General features: G+C 62.2%; 20 protein-coding genes and 1 tRNA gene. 15 read left to right on the top strand and 6 right to left on the bottom strand.

The window, feature by feature from the left end; all coding sequences use genetic code 11:
• Positions 1-268: 268 nt before the first annotated feature.
• A complete protein-coding gene (locus ABF757_RS06495) occupies positions 269-2,161 on the bottom strand; it encodes a hypothetical protein (protein ID WP_415481444.1) in 1,893 nt (630 codons plus the stop codon).
• A gap of 199 nt (positions 2,162-2,360) precedes the next feature.
• Between ABF757_RS06495 and ABF757_RS06500 the strand changes: the two genes are divergently transcribed.
• From ABF757_RS06500 to ABF757_RS06570, 15 genes are all read left to right on the top strand, one after another.
• Positions 2,361-2,774, top strand: coding sequence for a VOC family protein (locus ABF757_RS06500; RefSeq protein WP_415481445.1), 414 nt, complete (start codon positions 2,361-2,363; stop codon positions 2,772-2,774).
• 66 nt (positions 2,775-2,840) lie between these two features.
• Positions 2,841-3,656, top strand: a complete 816-nt coding sequence (dapF, locus tag ABF757_RS06505) for a diaminopimelate epimerase (RefSeq protein ID WP_415481446.1) — start codon at positions 2,841-2,843, stop codon at positions 3,654-3,656.
• The gene (mtaB, locus tag ABF757_RS06510) at positions 3,653-5,017 is read left to right on the top strand and encodes a tRNA (N(6)-L-threonylcarbamoyladenosine(37)-C(2))-methylthiotransferase MtaB (RefSeq protein ID WP_415481447.1); all 1,365 of its coding nucleotides are present in this window, start codon (positions 3,653-3,655) and stop codon (positions 5,015-5,017) included. Before dapF ends, mtaB begins: the two co-directional genes overlap by 4 nt.
• Before the next feature lies 1 nt (position 5,018).
• A complete protein-coding gene (gene ftsY, locus ABF757_RS06515; RefSeq protein WP_415481448.1) occupies positions 5,019-5,966 on the top strand; it encodes a signal recognition particle-docking protein FtsY in 948 nt (315 codons plus the stop codon).
• Between the two features lie 157 nt (positions 5,967-6,123).
• On the top strand, positions 6,124-6,432 hold the full coding sequence (locus ABF757_RS06520; protein WP_025861280.1) for an AtpZ/AtpI family protein: 309 nt from the start codon (positions 6,124-6,126) through the stop codon (positions 6,430-6,432).
• Between the two features lie 71 nt (positions 6,433-6,503).
• On the top strand, positions 6,504-7,253 hold the full coding sequence (locus ABF757_RS06525) for a F0F1 ATP synthase subunit A (RefSeq protein WP_025861281.1): 750 nt from the start codon (positions 6,504-6,506) through the stop codon (positions 7,251-7,253).
• 52 nt (positions 7,254-7,305) lie between these two features.
• Positions 7,306-7,530, top strand: a complete 225-nt coding sequence (locus ABF757_RS06530) for an ATP synthase subunit C family protein (RefSeq protein WP_003624142.1) — start codon at positions 7,306-7,308, stop codon at positions 7,528-7,530.
• Positions 7,531-7,568: 38 nt separating this feature from the next.
• The gene (locus ABF757_RS06535) at positions 7,569-8,162 is read left to right on the top strand and encodes a F0F1 ATP synthase subunit B family protein (protein WP_051543278.1); all 594 of its coding nucleotides are present in this window, start codon (positions 7,569-7,571) and stop codon (positions 8,160-8,162) included.
• A 33-nt stretch (positions 8,163-8,195) separates the two neighbouring features.
• Positions 8,196-8,690, top strand: a complete 495-nt coding sequence (gene atpF, locus ABF757_RS06540; protein ID WP_035371190.1) for a F0F1 ATP synthase subunit B — start codon at positions 8,196-8,198, stop codon at positions 8,688-8,690.
• 28 nt (positions 8,691-8,718) lie between these two features.
• On the top strand, positions 8,719-9,489 hold the full coding sequence (locus tag ABF757_RS06545) for a glycosyltransferase (RefSeq protein ID WP_415481449.1): 771 nt from the start codon (positions 8,719-8,721) through the stop codon (positions 9,487-9,489).
• Complete coding sequence (locus ABF757_RS06550) at positions 9,483-11,198, top strand: ArnT family glycosyltransferase (RefSeq protein ID WP_415481450.1); 1,716 nt, start codon at positions 9,483-9,485, stop codon at positions 11,196-11,198. Before ABF757_RS06545 ends, ABF757_RS06550 begins: the two co-directional genes overlap by 7 nt.
• A gap of 132 nt (positions 11,199-11,330) precedes the next feature.
• Entirely contained in the window at positions 11,331-12,215 is an 885-nt protein-coding gene (locus tag ABF757_RS06555) for a hypothetical protein (protein ID WP_415481451.1), read from the top strand.
• A gap of 39 nt (positions 12,216-12,254) precedes the next feature.
• Positions 12,255-13,295, top strand: a complete 1,041-nt coding sequence (locus tag ABF757_RS06560; protein WP_415481452.1) for an isopenicillin N synthase family dioxygenase — start codon at positions 12,255-12,257, stop codon at positions 13,293-13,295.
• A 57-nt stretch (positions 13,296-13,352) separates the two neighbouring features.
• Positions 13,353-14,375 (top strand): ABC transporter substrate-binding protein, encoded by a 1,023-nt coding sequence (locus ABF757_RS06565; protein WP_415481453.1) that lies wholly within the window; start codon positions 13,353-13,355, stop codon positions 14,373-14,375.
• Between the two features lie 52 nt (positions 14,376-14,427).
• A complete protein-coding gene (locus tag ABF757_RS06570) occupies positions 14,428-15,441 on the top strand; it encodes a LysR family transcriptional regulator (protein ID WP_415481454.1) in 1,014 nt (337 codons plus the stop codon).
• A gap of 78 nt (positions 15,442-15,519) precedes the next feature.
• Here ABF757_RS06570 and ABF757_RS06575 read toward each other — a convergent pair.
• The 5 genes from ABF757_RS06575 to ABF757_RS06595 form a co-directional block, all read right to left on the bottom strand.
• Positions 15,520-15,595 (bottom strand) — tRNA-Thr (locus ABF757_RS06575).
• 115 nt (positions 15,596-15,710) lie between these two features.
• Entirely contained in the window at positions 15,711-17,258 is a 1,548-nt protein-coding gene (gene purF, locus ABF757_RS06580) for an amidophosphoribosyltransferase (protein ID WP_025861289.1), read from the bottom strand.
• A gap of 47 nt (positions 17,259-17,305) precedes the next feature.
• Complete coding sequence (locus ABF757_RS06585; RefSeq protein WP_415481455.1) at positions 17,306-17,830, bottom strand: CvpA family protein; 525 nt, start codon at positions 17,828-17,830, stop codon at positions 17,306-17,308.
• Positions 17,831-18,005: 175 nt separating this feature from the next.
• Complete coding sequence (locus ABF757_RS06590; protein ID WP_051543289.1) at positions 18,006-18,350, bottom strand: phosphoribosyl-ATP pyrophosphatase; 345 nt, start codon at positions 18,348-18,350, stop codon at positions 18,006-18,008.
• A gap of 160 nt (positions 18,351-18,510) precedes the next feature.
• A complete protein-coding gene (locus ABF757_RS06595) occupies positions 18,511-19,356 on the bottom strand; it encodes an aldo/keto reductase (protein WP_025861294.1) in 846 nt (281 codons plus the stop codon).
• Positions 19,357-19,429 lie beyond the last annotated feature (73 nt).

The following is a 19,429-nucleotide window of genomic DNA, read 5'->3' on the forward strand; positions in this document are numbered from 1 at the left end:
CCCCAGCGCCTCCGGGGCCACAACGGCGGCCTGCACGGGGGTGGGGGCTTCAAACCCGCGCGCCGACAGGGCACGTGCTAGGGGGGCGGGAGCGTTCTGAAAGGGCATTCGTTAAGTCCAGGCAACAGCAGAAGAACAAGGCCATTATAGCCTCTGGCCTTGAAAGACCAGCATCTTGTCTCTCTTCATGCTTTTTCAGGTTCGCCTGTGTTGCGCCCGTGCAAGGCCCGCTGGGGGTGCGCGGGTGACCACAGGCGCAATTAAAGTCTTATTGGAAAGGCAGGTAGCGGAAATCCATGAACACTTCGCTCAGGCTTGTGTTGGGTGCGCCGCCATTGCCGCTCCAGGCATTTACACGCGAGTAGGCAAGCTGCAGGCCACCCTGCACGGTGCCGTATTTGCCTTTGAAGAAGCGGTACCACGCCCCTGCGGTGGCTTCCATCACGCTGTGAATGTTGGCCGTGCAGTCGGTCGACAGTTCAACACTACAGCCAGAGGTATTGTAGTTGGGGTTGCCATAGCCGTAGTTTTTGCCGCCGCTGCTGAAATAGCTGCGGCCAGAGGACTGGTAGCCAAAGAATCCATACACATCGAGCCGTGGCGTGGGGTGTGCTACAATACCACCTGTGGCCTGCACCGACAGCAGCGGAGAGGGCGAGCCATTGGCGTTAAGTGTGGCGTCTGGCAGCAGAACCGAGCCGTAGCGGCCAATACCGTAGCCTGCAAGGCCGTTTAGGCGCACTTCCAGCTTGTGGGGAATGACGGGCAGGATCATGGAGCCACCGCCGCCTCCGGCAACGGCGGTGTTGTTATGGCCGCCACCCAGCGTGGACACGCGATCATGCGGGAAGTGTAAGATGCCTTCCACTTCGTAATGGCCCCAATGCGGGTCCCAGGCGAGCTTGCCGATGATGTCAGGCGCGATTTCGTTGGAGAACAGGGCTGGGTTGGTCAGGCCCGTGCCGTTATAGCCCACAGTAACGGTTCGTCCGTTCGGCATGCAGACCTGACCGCTGCTCTGGCTTGCAGCGCCGTTTCCGTTTGTGACGCAGCCTGTACCATCAAAGCTGCTGGTATCATACAGGGTTGCGGAGTTTTCGATCGAAAGACCAGCCCACAGCCGGTGGTTAAGGAAGTCCTTGACGAAGCGGAACTGCAACTGCCGCGCCCATGTCTGGCCCGCCAGCATGGAGGATTCGATGGTTTCAGGCAGACTTTCCTGACGCGGCGTAATGCCGATACGGCCGGGGGTGAGCATGCTCCATGCCTGCCCGGCCAGAAAGTGCACATTATACTCGCTGTTGTCATACGCCAGATAGGCTTGGCGCATACGGAGTGCGTAGCTGTTGCTTTCATATGCATCGGTGGTGGAAGCGCCCGCGCCGAAATCCATTTCAAAAAAGCCTGAAATGGTGGAGTGGGCGTCCACATTGCCGCGCGCCATGAGCGAGATACGGCTGTAACGCGCGCTGCCTTCAAAATTGTTCGTGTGGTAGCGAGACTGGTTCTGGAAGGGGATATCCTGCCAGAAATTGAAGGTGCCGGTCGCGGTGTGGCGGTTTTCTTCCACCGCCGCCGCATCCAGAAAGCCACCGAGAATGAGGGTGACAGGCCCCATGTGGAACACGCCGTGGTCGCCCAGAGCGCCAGCGGCCTGTGCGCCCACCGTTTCACGCGAGTGGGGGCCTACGTTGTTTTCCGCCAGACGGGAGACAACATCTTCCGCCCGGTGGCCGATAACGGATTCGACCTCGGGGACATCGCGCGCGCCGGAAAACACGGGCTGTGCATCCGGCCCGCTTGCATAGCGGTGGTGGCTGACAACCGGTTCGGGTTCTGCCAGCCCTACGCCTTCTGATGTATCGGCAACGCCTGAAATACCCTGCAGGGCCGCATGATGGGCCGCCGTGCCACTGACCGCATGATGTGCGGCCCGGCTGGTGCCCCCGGTAGCCGCGCGATGGGCCGCGACCTGCTGCTGAACCGAAACCAGTGCTTTTTGCAGTGCGCGCTGCTGCGCTTGAATATTGGCGATCTGCTCTTCCAGCGCGTCCAGATCAGCAGCGCTGGCGCGGCCAATAAGGCAGGGCAGGCTGCTCAGGACGGGCGCTGTCGCCAGAACTGTCCCCGTGAACAGGCCGATTTTTACAAATAGGGTCATGGATGGCAGCTGAGGGCTAAAATGGCGCATTCGCTCGGCGTTTCAAGTATTGGGGTGGCGGAACTGTATTCAGTTTGAACCATTTTCGCAGGTAGCTCGTAAAGGGAAAGCTCCTTAAAAAATAATTTCAGTGCATCGCTTTATGCTTTAAGCACGCCGAAAGTTTTAATATTTCCTATACGACGAAAGGATAACAGTCATGGCACGGCTCATCCACAGCATGCTGCGCGTTCTCGAAGAAGAACGGTCAGTTCGTTTTTACAAAGAAACGTTAAACCTGCATGTGGTCGAAAAACTGGTGTTCGATGGTTTTACGCTGGTTTATCTGGCGGGCGAGGGCGGGCCGTTCGAGCTGGAACTGACCATCAACCACGGACGGGCGGAACCGTATGATCTGGGCACGGCGTACGGGCATCTGGCCGTAAGCGTGGCCGATGCGCAGGCAGAACATGACCGCCTGAGTGCCGCCGGGTACCCGGTAACGCCGGTCAAGACCATGACCCATGGCAGCGGTCAAAATCAGCGCGTGGTGGGCACGTTCTTTTTCCTGACAGACCCCGATGGCTATCGCATAGAGGTGCTTGAGCGTGGTGCGCCGGGCCGCTTTGTCTGAGCCTTTCGCGTAACAGCCTGCACGCGGGCATGGTGCTTGCGTGCAAATTCGCTTATATCTGCGCCCATGCTGACAGCCTTCCATAAAATGCACGGGCTCGGGAATGATTTTGTCATTCTCGATGAGCGCCCCGCCCCCCTGCCGCTGACCCCCGCTTGCGTGGCGGCGCTGGCGCATCGCAGGCGTGGTATCGGCTGTGACCAGCTTGTAACGCTGGCCACTCCCACCCTGCCGGGTGCGGATGTGCTGGTGCGCTTTTTCAACCCTGACGGGTCCGAGGCCGGGGCCTGCGGTAATGCCTCGCGCTGTGTGGCGGATCTGCTGCACCGCCAGCAGGGGCTGGCAACGCCTGTGCTCCAGACGCGCGCGGGCCTGCTGCCCGCTACGGTGGATACGGCCTCGGGGCTGGTAACGGTTGATATGGGCGCGCCCCGGCTGGACTGGCGCGACGTACCACTGGCCACGGCCATGGATACGCTCAGCCTGCCGCTGCCGGGCGCGCCCGCGGCGCTGTCCATGGGCAACCCGCATGCGACTTTCTTTGTCGAGGATTTTAGCCTGCTCGATCAGGGGGCTGCTCTTGAGCATGATCCGCTTTTTCCCGAGCGGGCCAATATCGGGCTGGCTATCATGCAGGCTCCAGACCGCATGCGCCTGAAAGTGCATGAACGCGGTGCGGGGGTGACCGAGGCCTGTGGTTCGGGCGCATGTGCCGCTGTGGTCAATGCCGCAAGGCGGGGGCTGGGGGCGCGGCTGTGCACGGTGGAGCTGGATGGCGGCGAGCTGCGTATCGAATGGGCAGCCAACAACCATGTGCTGATGACCGGCCCTGCCACCGCCAGTTTTGAAGGGGTGGTCGATCTGGCCGCTTATCCGTCATGAACCCTCTCTCCGATTCGGAACAGGCCCTGCCGCCTACCGAGGACACCGCCGGGCTGGCTCTTCCCGCAGGGGAAGACGGGGTTGTGGCTGATACGGCCTCCGGCCCGGAAATCCTGACATTCGGCTGCCGCCTGAATACGTGGGAAAGCGAAGTCATGCGCAACCACGCGCAGGGGCTGGGCGAGACGGCGGATGGCGGCAGTGATGTCATTATCGTCAATACCTGTGCGGTTACGGGCGAGGCCGAACGTCAGGCGCGGCAGGCTATCCGGCGTGCGCATCGCCGCAACCCCGATGCCCGTATTGTCGTGACAGGCTGCGCCGCCCAGATCGACCCTGACCGCTGGGCCGCCCTGCCGGGTGTCACCCGCGTGCTGGGGAATGAGGAAAAGCTGAAGGCCGAAAGTTGGTCGCCCGCCGCCATGGCGGAGCCCCGCGCCGTGTCTGACATTATGGCCGCGCGCGAAACGGCGGCGCATCTGGTTACGGAGTTTGCCGGGCGCACGCGCGCCTTCGTGCAGGTGCAGCAGGGGTGCGATCATCGCTGCACCTTCTGCATTATTCCCTTCGGGCGGGGGCCGTCGCGCTCGGTGCCGGTAGGCGCTGTTGTGGAGCAGGTGCGCGCCCTCGTGCGCTCAGGCTACCGTGAGGTCGTGCTGACCGGCGTGGACATGACCTCATGGGGGGCGGACCTGCCGGGGCGTCCCGCGCTGGGGCAGCTCTGCCGCCGGGTGCTGCGTCTGGTGCCAGAGCTTGAACGGCTGCGGTTGTCCTCGGTCGATCCGGTGGAAATTGACGAGGATGTCTGGCAGCTACTGGAGCTTGAGCCGCGTTTCATGCCGTATCTGCACCTGTCGCTTCAGGCTGGTTCGGACATGATCCTCAAGCGTATGAAGCGCCGCCATCTGGCGCAGGATGCCGCAGCGGTTGTTGCCCGCGCGCGTGCCCTGCGGCCCGATATCGGGATCGGGGCGGATGTGATCGCGGGTTTCCCGACCGAGGACGAAGTTTTGTTCGAGGAAACGCGCCGTTTTCTGGCTGAACAGGCGCTGCCGTACCTGCACGTCTTCCCCTATAGCGAGCGACCGGGCACTCCGGCGGCCCGTATGCGCGCCGTGCCGGTGCCTGAGCGCCGGGCGCGGGCTGCCACCCTGCGCGATGTGGGGGCACAGGCTGCTGCCCGCTATCATGCCGGGCTGCTGGGCCAGCCCCTGCGTGTGCTGATGGAAACCCCCACCACCGGGCATAGCGAGCAGTTCGCGCCCGTGCGGCTTGCCCATGGCGAGGCCGAGGTGGGAGAGATTGTGACCCTCATGCCCGTGGCGGTGGACGGCGTGGGGCTGGTGGCCGAAAGGATCTGAGATGGCGCTTGGTTTTTTCTCTCGTCTCAAGCAGGGGCTCTCGCGCTCTACCCAGAAGCTGGGCGATGGGCTGAGCGGGCTGTTCACGCGCCGCAAGCTCGATGACGCGGCGCTGGAAGAACTGGAAGACCTGCTGATTACGGCTGATCTGGGCCCGGCGGTGGCGGAGCGGGTGATTGAATCCTTCCGCGCCAGCCGCTTTGGCGCGGAAGTGACGGATGAGGAAATCCGCACCACACTGGCCGATGAAATTGCCCGAATTCTCGAGCCCGTGGCCAAACCGTTCGAACCCGATCCCGCGCACCGGCCGCATGTGGTGCTGGTGGTGGGGGTGAATGGTGTGGGTAAAACCACAACCATTGGCAAGATGGCGCGTTTTTTCACTGATAAGGGCCGCAAGGTCATGCTGGTGGCGGGCGATACGTTCCGCGCCGCGGCGGTGGAGCAGTTGCAGGTCTGGGGCCAGCGTACGGGCTGCCCTGTCATGGCCGGGCCACCGGGAGCCGATGCGGCGGGGCTGGCGTTCGAGGGGCTGCAACGTGCCACAACCGAAGGGGCGGACCTGCTGTTTGTCGATACGGCGGGGCGGCTGCACAATAAAAGCGCGCTGATGGAGGAACTGGCCAAGATCATCCGCGTCATGCGTAAGTTCGATGAAACGGCCCCCCATTCCGTGCTGCTGGTGCTGGATGCCACCACCGGGCAGAACGCGGTGGAGCAGGTGCGGGTGTTTCGCGAACTTGTGAATGTAACCGGGCTTGTGGTGACCAAGCTCGACGGATCGGCGCGTGGTGGCATTGTTGTGGCGCTGGCCGATACGTTTGGCCTGCCGGTTCATGCCGTGGGTGTGGGCGAGCAGGCGGAGGATCTGCGCCCGTTCGAGGCGGCGGATTATGCGCGTGGTCTGGTGGGCGTTCTGCCTGCTCCAGCCGAAAACGCGGGAGAATAAGCGATCACGCCGCATGGTGCGTGCGTGGCGGAAATGACGCGGAATGCGGCGTAGCTGGGGATAAGGCAATATTTTGGCGTTCTGGTCTGTCATGCTTTCTTGACAGGATATGCCTGCCCCGTTAGCAAGCGCCTGCACCCTTCGGGAGGTGCGGAGAATGAATGGGAAAAAAGACGATTCCTTTTCCAGCAGACTGAATGCGGCAGAGCGCCGCAACGGTATGGTGGTAGAGGAAAAAACAGCGGATCAGGTTGCCCTTGAAGGGGCAGACAAGGCCCTGTCCTCGCTGGCCCTGCGGGCTGGCACCGAAATGCTCTCGGCTCTGGTCGTGGGTGTTGCTATCGGGTGGGGGCTGGATCGCTGGCTTGGTACGCGGGCACTTTTTCTGGTTCTCTTCGCGTTGCTCGGTGGTGGTGCGGGCGTACTCAATGTCTGGCGGCTCGTTAAGCCGATGGACAGAACATAGGAAGCTGAAGGCCCGGTATCGGCCATGCGCGCGGGCGCAGGCGATTCGGGGCCGGGTTTGGGAGAGCGGTTGTGGCGGGCGGTTCCAGCATCAACGTACTTGAGCAGTTTGAGCTTCATCCCATTCTCGGGGGTCTGGGCGATGCGCTGCGTCTGAGCCAGTCTCCTGTGTACATGGTGGTGGCTGTCTGCCTTGTGCTGGCTTTCCTGTATCTGGGTATGCGTCCTGCTGCCGTGGTGCCCGGTCGCCTGCAGGCAGCGGCGGAAGTGTGCTACGAGTTCATCCATACCATGGCGGTTGATACGATCGGCGCTGAAGGGGCAGCTTTCTTCCCCTTCGTGTTTACGCTGTTCTTCTTCATCCTGGCGGGTAACTATATCGGCCTTCTGCCTTTCTCCTTCACCTTCACCAGCCATATTGCGGTTACCTTCGCTCTGGCGCTGATGGTGTTCGTGCTGAGCGTGGTGGTGTCGCTCAAGTCGCAGGGTCTGCGTTTCTTCGCGCATTTCATGCCCGATGGTGCCAGCCCCTTCCTTGCGCCGCTGCTGATTCCGATTGAAATCCTGTCCTTTCTGTCCCGTCCGGTGAGCCTGTCCATCCGACTGTTCGCCAACATGGTGGCGGGGCATGTCATGTTCGATATTTTCGCAAGCTTCGTTATCATGCTCGCCAGCTTTGGCGTGGTGGGTGACGTGTTCGCGATTGGGCCTATCGCCATTAACGTGGCGCTTATGGCTCTTGAGTTGCTTGTTGGTGTGTTGCAGGCCTACGTGTTTGCCATCCTGACGTGCATCTACCTGCGGGAGGCCGTGGCTCACTGAGCTGCTTTGCCCGTTTCGTTTGAAACTGTCTTGAAACAAGGAAGTGACTGATATGGACATCGCTGCAGCCCGGGAAATCGGTGCAGGTATCGCCGTGATCGCCCTCGCCGGCGTTGGTATCGGCCTCGGCAACATCTTTTCAACGCTGGTCAGCAGCATCGCGCGCAACCCCGCTTCGCGCCCGCATGTGTTCGGCCTGGGCATGCTCGGCTTCGCGCTGACAGAAGCTATCGCCCTGTTCGCGCTGCTGATCGCGTTCCTGATCCTCTTCGTCTGAGACAGATCAGAACTTAGGGAGGAGACATTTCCGTGCGTATGATGACGAAGACAGTTCGCGCTGGACTGCTTATGTCGGCTTGCGGTGTTTCCCTGCTGGCCGCCACCGCACCTGGTGCATACGCCTCGGGAATGCCTCAGCTTGATTTCGCCAACCCCCTCGTGACCGGTCAGGTCATGTGGGGTGCGGTGATTTTTCTCGTATTCTATCTTGTCCTTTCACGCGCCATGCTGCCGCGTGTGTCCCGTGTGCTGGAAGACCGCGCGCATCGTATTTCGAGTGATCTCGAAGTCGCCCGCGCCGCCAAGCACGATGCGGACAGGGCAGTGGCCGAACTCCAGCAGGCCCGCAAGGATGCCATGTCGGAGGCTCAGGCCAACCTGCAGAAAGCGCTCGACGAAGAACGTCAGGCCGCTGAAAAGCAGATGCAGGATATCAATGCCCGTCTGGACAAGGAAATCGCGGACGCCGAAGAGCGTATCGCGGCTGAAAAAGCCCGCGCGCTGGGTGCCCTCAGGGATATTGCGCTCGACACCACGCAGGCTCTCGTGCAGCGCCTGACCGGTCTCGCCCCTGATGCCCAGCTTGTGGCCCAAAAGGTTGAAGGCGCCTCAGCGCGCCGCGCCGTCTGATCCGGTTCGGGGAGAATTTACGTCATGTCCGGCATTTTTCACGAAGCGGGTTTCTGGGTCGCGGTTTCGTTCGTTCTGTTCTTCGTGCTGGTTGGCAAGAAGATCTGGACGCCGCTGGCAGCCATTCTGGACAACCGCGCGGATCGTATCCGCAAGGAACTGGACGAAGCAGCCGATCTGCGCCGTGAAGCCGAGCAGATGCTGGAGGACGCCACGCGTGAGCGTGAACATGCTCTGGCCGAAGCCCGTAGCCTGATCGAGCAGTCCCGCAAGCAGGCACAGGACATCGCCCTGAAAGCCCGTCAGGAAGCCGAGGACGCCGTGAAGCGTCACGAGCAGATGGCGCGTGACCGGATTGCGGCTGTCGAACGCGCAGCCCTCAAGGAAGTGCGCCAGCTTGCTATCGATGTCGCAGTTGACGCCGCTCAGGATGTCATTCCGCAGACACTCGACACCAATTCTGCCTCCGCTCTGGTGGATCAGGCTCTGGCCAATCTGCCCAAGGCGCTGGCGGCGCACGCGGCCTGATAGCGCGCGCCACAAGGCCTGCCTGAGCATGACGCAGGTAGAACAGACAGCATCTCTGCTTTCTCATGACGATACTCGGCCTGTGCTGAGTATCGTCATTGCCGTTCTGAACGAGCAGGATAATCTGCCGCAGGTTTGCCGTGAACTGGCCGAGGCCTGTGCGGTTCTCCCTTCTGTCGAAATTGTTTTTGTTGATGACGGCAGCACGGATTCAACCGTGGCCGTGCTGCAGCGCATTCGGGCCGAAGGGGTTCTGAATCTGCGCGTGTTGCAGCATGACAGGCGCTGCGGCAAATCAGCCGCGCTGCGTACCGGCATTACGGCGGCGCAGGGTGTGTGGATTGCCACCATCGATGGTGATGGACAGGACGACCCGCGTGAACTGGCTCCCCTGCTGACACTCGCCCGCACGGCCAACGGGGCACCCCCGCTGGTGGTAGGTGTGCGTACCCGCCGCAAGGATGGCTGGTCGCGCCGGGTAGCGACCCGTCTGGCCAACGGGCTGCGCCAGCGTCTGTTACAGGATCACTGCCCGGATACGGGTGCGCCAATCAAGATTTTCCGTCGCGTTGATTTTCTGGCTCTGCCTCAGTTTGAAGGTCTGCACCGTTTTCTGCCCGCTCTGCTGGGCTCCTATGGTGTGCCGCTGGTGTGCCACCCGGTTTCGCACCGGCCACGACTGCATGGGCAGTCCAAATACACCAATTTCAACCGCGCGGTTGTTGGTGTGCGCGATCTGCTGGGGGTTATGTGGCTGCGTAATCGCACGCGCCTGCCCGCTTCGGTTCGGGAATGCTGAAAAAACATCCGCGCCTGCTCCGGCTGAGTTTTCTCGGACTTGCAGCTTTTGTCATGCTGCTGTTCGGCCGGGCTTCCATTCCGCCGTTTGACCGTGATGAACCACGGTATATGGAAGCCACAGCGCAGATGCTGCGGACGCATAATTTCATAGATGTGCGCTTTCAGGATGCACCGCGCTATCTTCAGCCTGCGGGTATTTACTGGCTTGAATCCGCTTCTACCGCGCTGGCTTCCGCCGTAACCGGCACCTCGCAGGAGCGGGCGGTGTGGCCGTACCGTATTCCGTCCCTGCTGGCCATGACGGCATCCGTGGTGCTGACAGCCGTTATTGGTGGTGCGCTGTTTGGCGAACAGGCGGGGCTATGGGCAGGGCTTATCCTGCTGGCCAGCGTGCTGTGCATGGCCGAAGGCCGGATGGCCACCATTGATTCGTGCCTGCTGCTGACAATCCTGCTGGTCCAGCTTGCCCTGACGCGCGCCCTGAAAGACCGTGAGGCTGAACGCCCGACCCCGCTGCGTGTGGCGCTGCTGTACTGGGGGGCCATAGGCTGCGGGCTTATGCTCAAGGGGCCGGTGGTGCTGGTGCCAGCACTTGGCACGCCGCTGGCTCTGGCATTGGTGGAGCGGCGGGCGGATCTCTGGCGCAGGATGCGGCCCGGCTGGGGCTGGCTTGTGGCTGTGGCCGTGGCGCTGCCGTGGTGTATTGCGATAGGCCTTGTCAGCCATGGCGAATTTTTCCGCCGGGCGGTGGGGCGTAATTTTCTGGGTAAGGTTGCCTCCGGGCAGGAAGCCCATGGTCTGCCGCCGGGTTATCACCTGCTGGTGTTTGTGCTGGCCTTCTGGCCGGGTTCGTATTTCGCGGCGGCGGTGGCACCCCAAGCTTGGCGGCAGCGTGCGACACCGGCTGTGCGCTACCTGCTGTGCTGGATTGTGCCGCACTGGCTGGTGTTTGAAGCTATTGCCACCAAGCTTCCACATTATGTGCTGCCGACCTATCCGGCCATAGCCATTCTGGTGGCGGGGCTGCTGGGGCGTGGCGGGGCGACATGGCGCAACGGCCCGCAAAGCCGCTGGGGCCGTGTGCTGCTGGGTGGGTATAGCGTGGCGTGGTGTCTGGTCGGGTGCCTGCTGGCGCTGGCCGGGCCAGTGCTGCTGTACCGGCTGGAGCACACGGTGTCGCCACAGGCACTGGTGCTGGCAGGTGGTGCCTTACCGCTGATTGGCCTGTCCATGGTGCTGATCTGGCGGCTGGAGCTGCAACGCGCCCTGTTATGCGCGCTGGTGGCTGCGGCCCTGCTCTATGCCGAACTGTTTACGTTTGTTGTGCCGCAGCTCAACACGATCTGGCTGGCGCCGCGTCTGGCGGATCTTGTGGAACAGGAAAAACCCTGCCCGGTTACGCGGGTGTATTCGGTGTCCTTTTCCGAGCCTAGTCTGGTTTTTCTACTTGGCGGGCAGGTGGTGCTGTCTCCCCCCGCTGAGGCGGCGCAGGGCCTGCTGGCGCACCCCGCCTGCACAGCGGTGCTGCTGGCTACGCGTGATCGTTCCCGCTTTCTCGATGCGCTGGGTGGGCAGCCGAGCCGGTTGCGCGCCCATGGGCAGGTGCAGGGTATGAATTACTCCAACGGGCGCACGCTGGATATCAGCCTGTATACGCTGGCCCCCGAGGCACCGCCTGCGCCAGCAGCGCAGGACGAGGCGCACTAAACCTATCAGTCGCAATTATGCGGGCACCCATAGATTGTATCTATGCTCTGCATCGGTTTTTTGGACGTTCCGTATCCGTTATGGTCTGTGAGACAGTTCGTTCTGTAACAGGACGAATGGAAAGTCAGAGACATGACAGGTTTTGCATCCGCCGCCAGCGTGTCTTTACCCACAGGGCAGACGCCTTGCGGGCAGGTAACACCCGGTCTGGCCGACCTGCAGGGATTATGGACCCGCTCGCTGATCGCCTGGCCTGACGGGCGACAGGATACGACAACACAGGTTGTGTGGTTGCAGGGCAGGGCCGGGTATATCGACCTGCGCCAGCCTGCTGACCTGCCCGATTTTGCCTCAGTGAACTGCCTGAATGACCTGACATGGGATGCCTGCCGGGCACTGGCGGCCCAGCAGGGGTTTGCTGGCACATTGCTGGAAGATGGAACGGCGTTTGTCTGGGAGCGTGAGCTGGATTACCAGCCTGCCGAGCCTACGCCGGATTCCGGTTTTCTGGCGTGGCAGGATACGATGCTGGTGGAGACAGGGCGGCATCAGCCTTATGTGGAGCACTGGCACCGCGCAACAGAGCTATCCGCCCCGGTGGATGAAGCACAGCCGGGTGGTTGGCAGGCGGCGGAAGGGGTTTTGCTACGCCTGCGTGCGCGTGGGGCAGGGGGCAGAGCCATGGCTCTGCGCGTGGGGCCGTATTTCATGTTCGCGCAGGCGGCATCGTCTTTAGTCACGCCCACACAGGCCAATACTCTGGCCGAAGCCGTGGAGCGCGCGGATACGCTGCAGGCGGCGCGCGCACTTGTGGCGTGCGAAATCTCCTTTGGGCATGTGCAGGGGCCTGACGGGCTGCCGGTTATCATGCGCTCGACCCTGCCCTGGCGGGTGGGGAGCCCCTTTCACCTGTCGGTCATGGCCGATGGCGCGCTGGCCACGCCGGGGCAGGAAGCCGATGGCCAGCCCTGCACCTTGCTGTGGGACAGACAGCCCCTACTCTCACACGCTGCTTGATTTGCCCAAGGCATGACGGAAAATAGAAGGACTGCGTTCATGAACACGGATTTCACCTCCATTCCCGTTGTCGATATCGCGGGTCTTTTCGGCACGGCGGAAGAGAAAGCTGCAGTGGTGGCGGCTCTGGCTACCGCGGCACAGGATGTGGGCTTCATGCATGTGACGGGGCACGGGCTTGACCCTGCCGTGTTCGAGGCCTTGCTGGAACAGACAAAACGGTTTTTCGCCCAACCGCTGGACGAAAAAATGAAAGTCTATATCGGCAATTCCACAAACCATCGTGGTTACGTGCCACAGGGTGAGGAAGTGTTCAGCGCGGGCAGCAAGGACCTCAAGGAAGCCTACGACCTCTCGCGTGATCTGCCTGCCACCGACCCGGAATATCTTGCGGGCAACCCTCTGCTAGGGCCTAACCAGTGGCCGGATGATGCCACGTTCAGGCAGGTGGTAAACCAGTATTACGATGCGGCCTTCCAGATCGGGTGCAGGCTCATGGGGGCATTTGCCCTTGCTCTTGGGCTGGAGGAAAACGCTTTTGAATCCAGCCTGACCCGCCCGCCCAGCCAGCTCAGGCTCATTCATTACCCGTTCGACCCCGATGCCCATGATGTGGCGGGTATTGGCGCGCATACCGATTACGAGTGCTTTACCCTGCTGCGTTCTACCGCGCCGGGGCTGGAGGTCATGAACCAGAAAGGCGAATGGGTGGATGCCCCCCCGGTTGAAAACGCCTTTGTGGTGAATACCGGCGACATGCTGGAACTGCTGAGCGGGGGGCGCTTTGTCGCTACATCGCACCGGGTGCGTAAAGTGGCGGAGGAGCGCTACTCTTTTCCGCTGTTCTTCTCGCTGGATTACCATGTGCGCGTTCAGCCCGTGGTGCCGGTAGCGGATGGCCTGCCCGCCCAGAGCCTGATCGCGGGCGAGCACCTCGCCGCCCAGACGATGCAGACATTTACCTATCTCAAACAGCGCGTGGCGGAAGGCCGGATAAGCCTGCCTGAAAGCCATGTCGGCCTATCGGTCTTCGGGCAGGAAGCGCGCCATGGGCGCGGGGGCAGCGCCATGCAGGACTGAGGGTAACCCGCCGGGCCCGGTCTGTGCCGGGGCCGCATAGCTCTGGAAGGAAACAACATGGACCATGTCATGCGAGCCGGATCGCGGTGCGCGTCTTCTTTCGCGTTTTTGCTGTCCTTTGTGTTTTTCACGGTGTTTCTGAGTATAGGCGGCTGTGCCCCGGCGCGGGCCGAGCCGCTGCGCATCGGCTATAGCGATTACCCCGGTTATGTGGCCTGGCAGGTGGCCATCGATAAGAACTGGTTTCGCGAGGCGGGGCTGGATGTCGCATTCCAGTGGTTTGACTACGGTGCTTCGCTTGATGCGTTCGCGGCGGGCAAACTTGATGCCATTGCTGCCGCTGCGGGGGATGTGCTGACAATCGGGGCGACAGGGCGCAAGAGCGTCATGATCCTGCAAAGCGATTATTCCAACGGCAATGACATGATTATTGCCACGGCTGATGTGCATGGCCTCAAAGACCTCAAGGGCCGTAAGGTGGCGGTGGAAAAAGGTCTGGTGGACGATTTCATGCTCGACTACGCCCTCAAGGGTGTGGGGCTGAGCGAAAGCGATGTAACCCTCGTCAATATCAAGACCAACGAAGCCCCGCAGGTTCTGGCCTCGGGTGGGGTGGATGCCGTCAGTGTCTGGCAGCCAACGGCGGGGCAGGTGCTCCGGCTGGCGGTGGGGGCCCGCCCTGTCTTTACCTCGCGCGAGGCCCCCGGCCTGCTGTGCGATGTCATTGCCGTGGGGCCGGAAAGCCTTGCGGCCCACCGGGCGGAATGGCTCGGTATCATGCGGATATGGGAGCGTGTCGTCCATTACATCAACGACCCCGCAACGCAGGACGACGCGCTGCGGATTATGTCTGCGCGGGTGGGGGTTGATGTCGCGACTTACAGAAAGCTTCTGGATGGCACACGGCTTATGACGCTCGCAGACAACCGCAGGAGCTTTGTGGATTCACACAATATCATGTCTTTGTATGAATCGACGCGGCTGGCGGATGCGTTCAATGTCAGGGAAGGCGTTTACAAAACGGCCCAGCCTGTGTCCAAATATCTCGATAGCGGCTTGCTGTCTGCTTTAAAGGAGTAGGCCCCGCGCGGCGGAAGCCAGAGACGCGGACACGCATGGGGGGAGGCAGTTCATGAAAAAGGAGACTGCCCCTGAGTGGACCGACCAGAGCCTTCAGGCTTTTGTGCGCAAGGTGGACTGGAACCTGTGCCGCGACTTTCTGGCCATTGCCCGTTATGGCGGCGTAGGGGCCGCGGCCCGTGCCACCGGGCGGCGGCAACCCAGCCTGAGTGCCGCCCTGCGCCGGTTTGAGGCCCATGTGGGCCATACGCTCTGCGACCGCTCAAGCCGTGGTGTGGTGCTGACCCCCATGGGGGCCGCCGTGCTGGCGCTGTGCCGGGATATGGCAGGCAGTGTCATGGCTATGCCGCTCCACGCTGCTGCCGCTGCCGGGCGGGTGGAAGGCACGCTGCGGCTGTGCATGATCCCCGATGTGGCGGTGCCCGCGGTGGATGAGGCTATCATGCAGTTCAACAGCGCCTATCCGGCAGTTTCCCTGCATATCGATATTGCGCCTTGGCGGCAGACCATAGAGGCCGTGGAGCGGGGCGACGCAGATATTGGTATTACCTGCGACGATATCCGGCGTCAGAGCCTGCGCTATGTCACCATAGGGCAGGAAGCCCAGCAGCTTTACTGTGTGGACAAGGCCCCCCTGCTGGCGCGGCTGGCGGCGGCCGGGCTCGGTGTGGCCGGGGAGGAAAAGCGCTTCGCCCCCCGCTACTTTACGGGCGAGAGCTTTATTCTGACAGGCGGGGATGAACCGCGCGAACTGCGGGACCTGCGCGCTCGTTACGGGCTGGGCGAGAGTGTGTCCGGGCAGGTGGATACATTGAGCGAGGCCAGACGCCTCGTGCTGCTGGGGGTGGGTATCGGCTTTCTGCCCATTGATTTTGCCCGCCCGGATGAGGCGGCAGGTAGGCTGGTGCCCTTGCTGCCCGATGACCTGCTGCCCCGCTACCCCATTTACATGATTACCCGCACGGACACGCCAGAAGGCACGGCGGCTTCGCTCATGACGCGCAGCATTGTCTCGCGCATGGCGGAGCGTTCTTTGCTGGATGGGGAGGACATGCGGCTGGCCTGACACGGGTTGTGTCTGTGCACAAAGCAACACTGCACGCATGGGGCGCTTTGTATCAAGCATGATGTCAGGAAAGGAAAATGGTGCCCGCTGGCGGATTCGAACCACCGGCCCCATCATTACGAATGACGTGCTCTACCAACTGAGCTAAGCGGGCTTGGAATATTTCCGAAGCGGTGACTATCACGCAGGCCCAGCGGGCGCAACCGCAAATCGGAGAAAAAATGTCCTGTGGCGGCAGGGGCTTGCCTTTGCCGCCACAGGGTTGGACTTCAGGCGCTGCCGGGGCCGTTTTCGGCGTCGTTATCGGTCAGCGGAATGGGGTAGTCACCGGTAAAGCAGGCATCGCAATAGCGGTTGGGGCTAGCGGTGCGGCTTTCATGGCCCATGGCGCGGTACAGACCATCCAGCGAGATAAAGGCCAGACTGTCCACCCCGATCAGCTCGGCCATGGTTTTCAGGTCATGCTGGGCGGCCAGCAGCTTGCTGCGCTCAGGCGTGTCGATCCCGTAGAAGCACGAATGCTTGGTGGGCGGGGAGGAAATGCGCATATGCACTTCGCTGGCCCCGGCGGCGCGCACCATATCCACGATCTTGCGTGAGGTTGTGCCGCGCACGATGGAATCGTCCACCAGTATTACGCGCTTGCCGTCGAGCATCTGCCGGTTGGGCGAATGCTTCATTTTAACGCCCAGATGCCGAACCTGATCCGTGGGTTCGATAAAGGTGCGGCCCACGTAGTGGTTGCGGATAATACCCAGCTCGAACGGAATGCCGCTGGCCTCCGCATAGCCGATGGCCGATGGCACGCCGGAATCGGGCACCGGCACCACCACATCGGCTTCTACACCGCTTTCATGCGCGAGTTCGCGGCCGATCTGCTTGCGCACGCCATAAACTGGCAGGCCTTCGAGCACGGAATCGGGGCGGGCGAAATAGATGTATTCAAACACGCAGAAATGCGGCTGCGTCTGCCCGAAGGGGCGGAGCGAGCGGATGCCGGAATCGTCGATGATCACCAGCTCGCCCGGTTCCACATCGCGCACGAATTCCGCGCCGATAATGTCCAGACCGCAGGTTTCCGAGGCCAGAACCCATGCGCCGCTATTGCCGGTGTCGTCCTTGGGCATGCGGCCCAGCACGAGCGGGCGCACGCCCATGGGGTCGCGCACGCCGATCAGCGCGTCCTGAGACAGCACGACCAGCGAGTAAGCGCCTTCAACCCGCTTGAGCGCATCAATCAGCCTGTCTTCCACCGTGGCGTACAGCGAAATGGCGATCAGATGCACGAACACTTCCGAATCCGTGGTGGACTGGAACAGGCAGCCCCGGCGGATCAGTTCGCGGCGCAGCATGTTGGCGTTGGTCAGGTTGCCGTTATGGGCCACCGCCAGCCCGCCAAAGGCGAATTCGGCAAACAGGGGCTGCACGTTGCGCAGCAGCGTGGCACCGGATGTGGCGTAGCGGTTGTGGCCAATGGCGCGCGTGCCTTCCAGCGTGGCCAGAACGCGCGAGTCTTCAAAGACATCGCCTACAAGGCCCAGCCCGCGATGCGAGTGAAAGCGCTCGGTGGCGGCATCGAAGGAGACAATGCCCGCCGCTTCCTGCCCGCGATGCTGGAGCGCATGCAGGCCAAGGGTGGTCAGCGGGGCGGCGTCACGGGCGTTCCATATGCCAAAGACCGCGCATTCTTCATGCAGGTGGTCGTCTTCCAGGCCACAGGCGGAGGTGCTCGGGTCTGAGGGCAGTACGGGCCGGGCGGGGCCGGGTTCTGGCAGGGTGGCGCAGGAAGGATCAGACAGGCTGGAACGGACGGGCATGGAACGCGCAGGGCCTCCGCAATGGGCTGGCAGGAGCCGGTAGGGGATTACAAGCTCGCGTCATGACCTGTTGATGGCGAAGGCGCAACCCCTTTTGCGCTGAAATCGGCCATATAGGTTTGAAGGCCATGAGCGGCTGCCTGTATATATGGGGTGAGCCTGCTGCCTTTTTCCAGTGCCCGCATGTCCTGCGGCTGTAATAGCCAGTGTGCCAGCATGTAGCCGATCACAACAATCAGCCCGCCGCGCGCAAGGCCGAACACGCCGCCCAGCAGCCGGTCAGGGCCATCAAGCGGGGTGGCGCGCACCACCTGAACGATGCGTGCGGAGAGCAGCCCCCCCGCAAGGGCCGCAACCAGCAGCACACCCAGAAATGCCGCCGCCCGTGCTCCCGTGGGGGAGGTAATGTATGTTTGCGCCCACTGCGTCAGGGACGGGTTGAACCTGAGGGCCGCCAGCCCCGCGAGTGTCCACACCACTATGCCTAGCGCCGCCCGCGTCAGCCCGCGCCACAGGCCATGCAGGACCGACAGGGTGATGAGTGCAAGCGCGATGCCGTCTATGGCCGCCATGGGACTACCGTGTTCTGGATGATGGATACTCTGGTGGCGGGCCGCAGGGAGCCTGTCAAGCGGGCAGGCCTGCCGCCAGCCTTGTGTGATGTAGCCGGGCTGTAAGGGTTCAGGCCCTAGGCATGGCCCAAGGCATAGTCAGGGGGGGCTGTCAGGATGTTGGCCTGCGCGTGGCTCAGGGCAGTTTGCTGGTGGTGATGCGCCATGCCCGCGCGCGCCGTCCGACGGCCTTGCGGCGGTGTGGGGGCTGGTTAAGCCGGTGCAGCAGCTCGGACACTTCCAGCCTGCGCAGCAGTTCGGTCCAGACTTCGGCGGGGGGCATGTCCTGTGCGCGCCAGATCTCTTCGAGTGCGAGCAGGAACTGGGCACTTTCGCGGATAATGTCCTGCCGTCGCCCTGCGATAAAGGCCGCCGTGCAGTTCGTGGCGTGCAGTCCTGCTTTCTGGCACACCCGCATGGTGGCGGGGGCCGGTGTGCCGCCAGAGGCGGAGGAGGACTGCGCGGGTTGGGTTGGTGCCATTATCTCATGATGCGTCGTATCGACCGGGTGGGTCAATCACCCAAGTAAGAGGGGTGGCACCTTTCCTGTGGGTTTGTCCGTTCTGTTATGCCCGCGCGCGGTTTTTGGGGTTTAAAACCAACGCGCGGGCAGGGTCTGTCAGCGGCGGTGGCCGCGTGGATCAGAATTCCTCGTAACGGGCGGGGTCCTGATCGAAGGTGCGACCATCAGGGCGGGCCAGTGTTGCGATTTTGGCCATGTCATCCGCTGTCAGTTCAAAATCGAACACCGACAGGTTCTGAAGCTGCCGCTCAGGGGAGGATGCCTTGGGCAACGGCACCGCGCCAAGCTGCACGTGCCAGCGCAGGATTACCTGCACAATGCTGCGGCCGGTGCGTGTGGCGATTTCCTGCAACAGGGGATCTTGCAGCATGCTGCTGGCGCGGCCCAGCGGACTCCATGACTGGGTGGCAATGCCATGTTTGGCATTGAAGGCGCGCTGGGCATCCTGCGGAAAATACGGGTGCAGTTCGATCTGGTTGACCGCAGGCGTGACACCCGTGGCGCTGATGATGGCCTCCAGATGTTCAGGCAGGAAGTTGCACACCCCGATAGAGCGGATCAGCCCACGTTTCTGGGCTTCCACCAGTGCGGTCCAAGCTTCGACATACAGCCCCTTGCTGGGGTTGGGCCAGTGGATGAGATACTGGTCGTAGTAGTCAAGCTGCGCGCGGTAGAGCGATTCCTCAACGGTGGCGATCGCTTCGTCGAAATGATGGTGTCGCCCCGGCAGCTTGGACGTGACTCGTAGCGTCTCACGCGGCAGGCCCGCCTTGCGGATAGCCGCGCCCACGGCCCCTTCGTTTTCGTAATTAAAGGCGGAATCGAGCAGGGTATAGCCAGTGTGCAGTGCGCTGACCATGTCGGTCACACCCTGCGCACCGTTCAGTTTATAGGTGCCAAATCCAATGGCGGGCATGGTAGCGCCGTCATTGAGAGCGACGTTCGGGATGGGGGGAGTGGTCATGTCCACAGCTCCTTCTCGGCGTTTGCTGAGGGGGCATGGTGGGCAAATTTGCCGCCAAAGGCAAATCTGCCCC

It is taken from the genome of Acetobacter papayae, from assembly GCF_047721125.1.
Classification (GTDB): Bacteria; Pseudomonadota; Alphaproteobacteria; order Acetobacterales; family Acetobacteraceae; genus Acetobacter; species Acetobacter papayae.

Bases quoted from the DNA above. Each gene is read 5' to 3' on its own strand.
- dapF (WP_415481446.1), top strand. From the start codon at position 2,841: ATGCTGACAGCCTTCCATAAAATGCACGGGCTCGGGAATGATTTTGTC.
- ABF757_RS06520 (WP_025861280.1), top strand. From the start codon at position 6,124: ATGAATGGGAAAAAAGACGATTCCTTTTCCAGCAGACTGAATGCGGCA.
- ABF757_RS06590 (WP_051543289.1), bottom strand. From the start codon at position 18,350: ATGGCACCAACCCAACCCGCGCAGTCCTCCTCCGCCTCTGGCGGCACA.
- ABF757_RS06570 (WP_415481454.1), top strand. From the start codon at position 14,428: ATGAAAAAGGAGACTGCCCCTGAGTGGACCGACCAGAGCCTTCAGGCT.
- ABF757_RS06555 (WP_415481451.1), top strand. From the start codon at position 11,331: ATGACAGGTTTTGCATCCGCCGCCAGCGTGTCTTTACCCACAGGGCAG.
- ABF757_RS06535 (WP_051543278.1), top strand. From the start codon at position 7,569: ATGATGACGAAGACAGTTCGCGCTGGACTGCTTATGTCGGCTTGCGGT.
- ABF757_RS06585 (WP_415481455.1), bottom strand. From the start codon at position 17,830: ATGGCGGCCATAGACGGCATCGCGCTTGCACTCATCACCCTGTCGGTC.
- ABF757_RS06530 (WP_003624142.1), top strand. From the start codon at position 7,306: ATGGACATCGCTGCAGCCCGGGAAATCGGTGCAGGTATCGCCGTGATC.
- ABF757_RS06560 (WP_415481452.1), top strand. From the start codon at position 12,255: ATGAACACGGATTTCACCTCCATTCCCGTTGTCGATATCGCGGGTCTT.
- ABF757_RS06565 (WP_415481453.1), top strand. From the start codon at position 13,353: ATGGACCATGTCATGCGAGCCGGATCGCGGTGCGCGTCTTCTTTCGCG.
- ABF757_RS06545 (WP_415481449.1), top strand. From the start codon at position 8,719: ATGACGCAGGTAGAACAGACAGCATCTCTGCTTTCTCATGACGATACT.
- ftsY (WP_415481448.1), top strand. From the start codon at position 5,019: ATGGCGCTTGGTTTTTTCTCTCGTCTCAAGCAGGGGCTCTCGCGCTCT.
- ABF757_RS06495 (WP_415481444.1), bottom strand. From the start codon at position 2,161: ATGACCCTATTTGTAAAAATCGGCCTGTTCACGGGGACAGTTCTGGCG.
- ABF757_RS06595 (WP_025861294.1), bottom strand. From the start codon at position 19,356: ATGACCACTCCCCCCATCCCGAACGTCGCTCTCAATGACGGCGCTACC.
- ABF757_RS06550 (WP_415481450.1), top strand. From the start codon at position 9,483: ATGCTGAAAAAACATCCGCGCCTGCTCCGGCTGAGTTTTCTCGGACTT.
- ABF757_RS06500 (WP_415481445.1), top strand. From the start codon at position 2,361: ATGGCACGGCTCATCCACAGCATGCTGCGCGTTCTCGAAGAAGAACGG.
- mtaB (WP_415481447.1), top strand. From the start codon at position 3,653: ATGAACCCTCTCTCCGATTCGGAACAGGCCCTGCCGCCTACCGAGGAC.
- purF (WP_025861289.1), bottom strand. From the start codon at position 17,258: ATGCCCGTCCGTTCCAGCCTGTCTGATCCTTCCTGCGCCACCCTGCCA.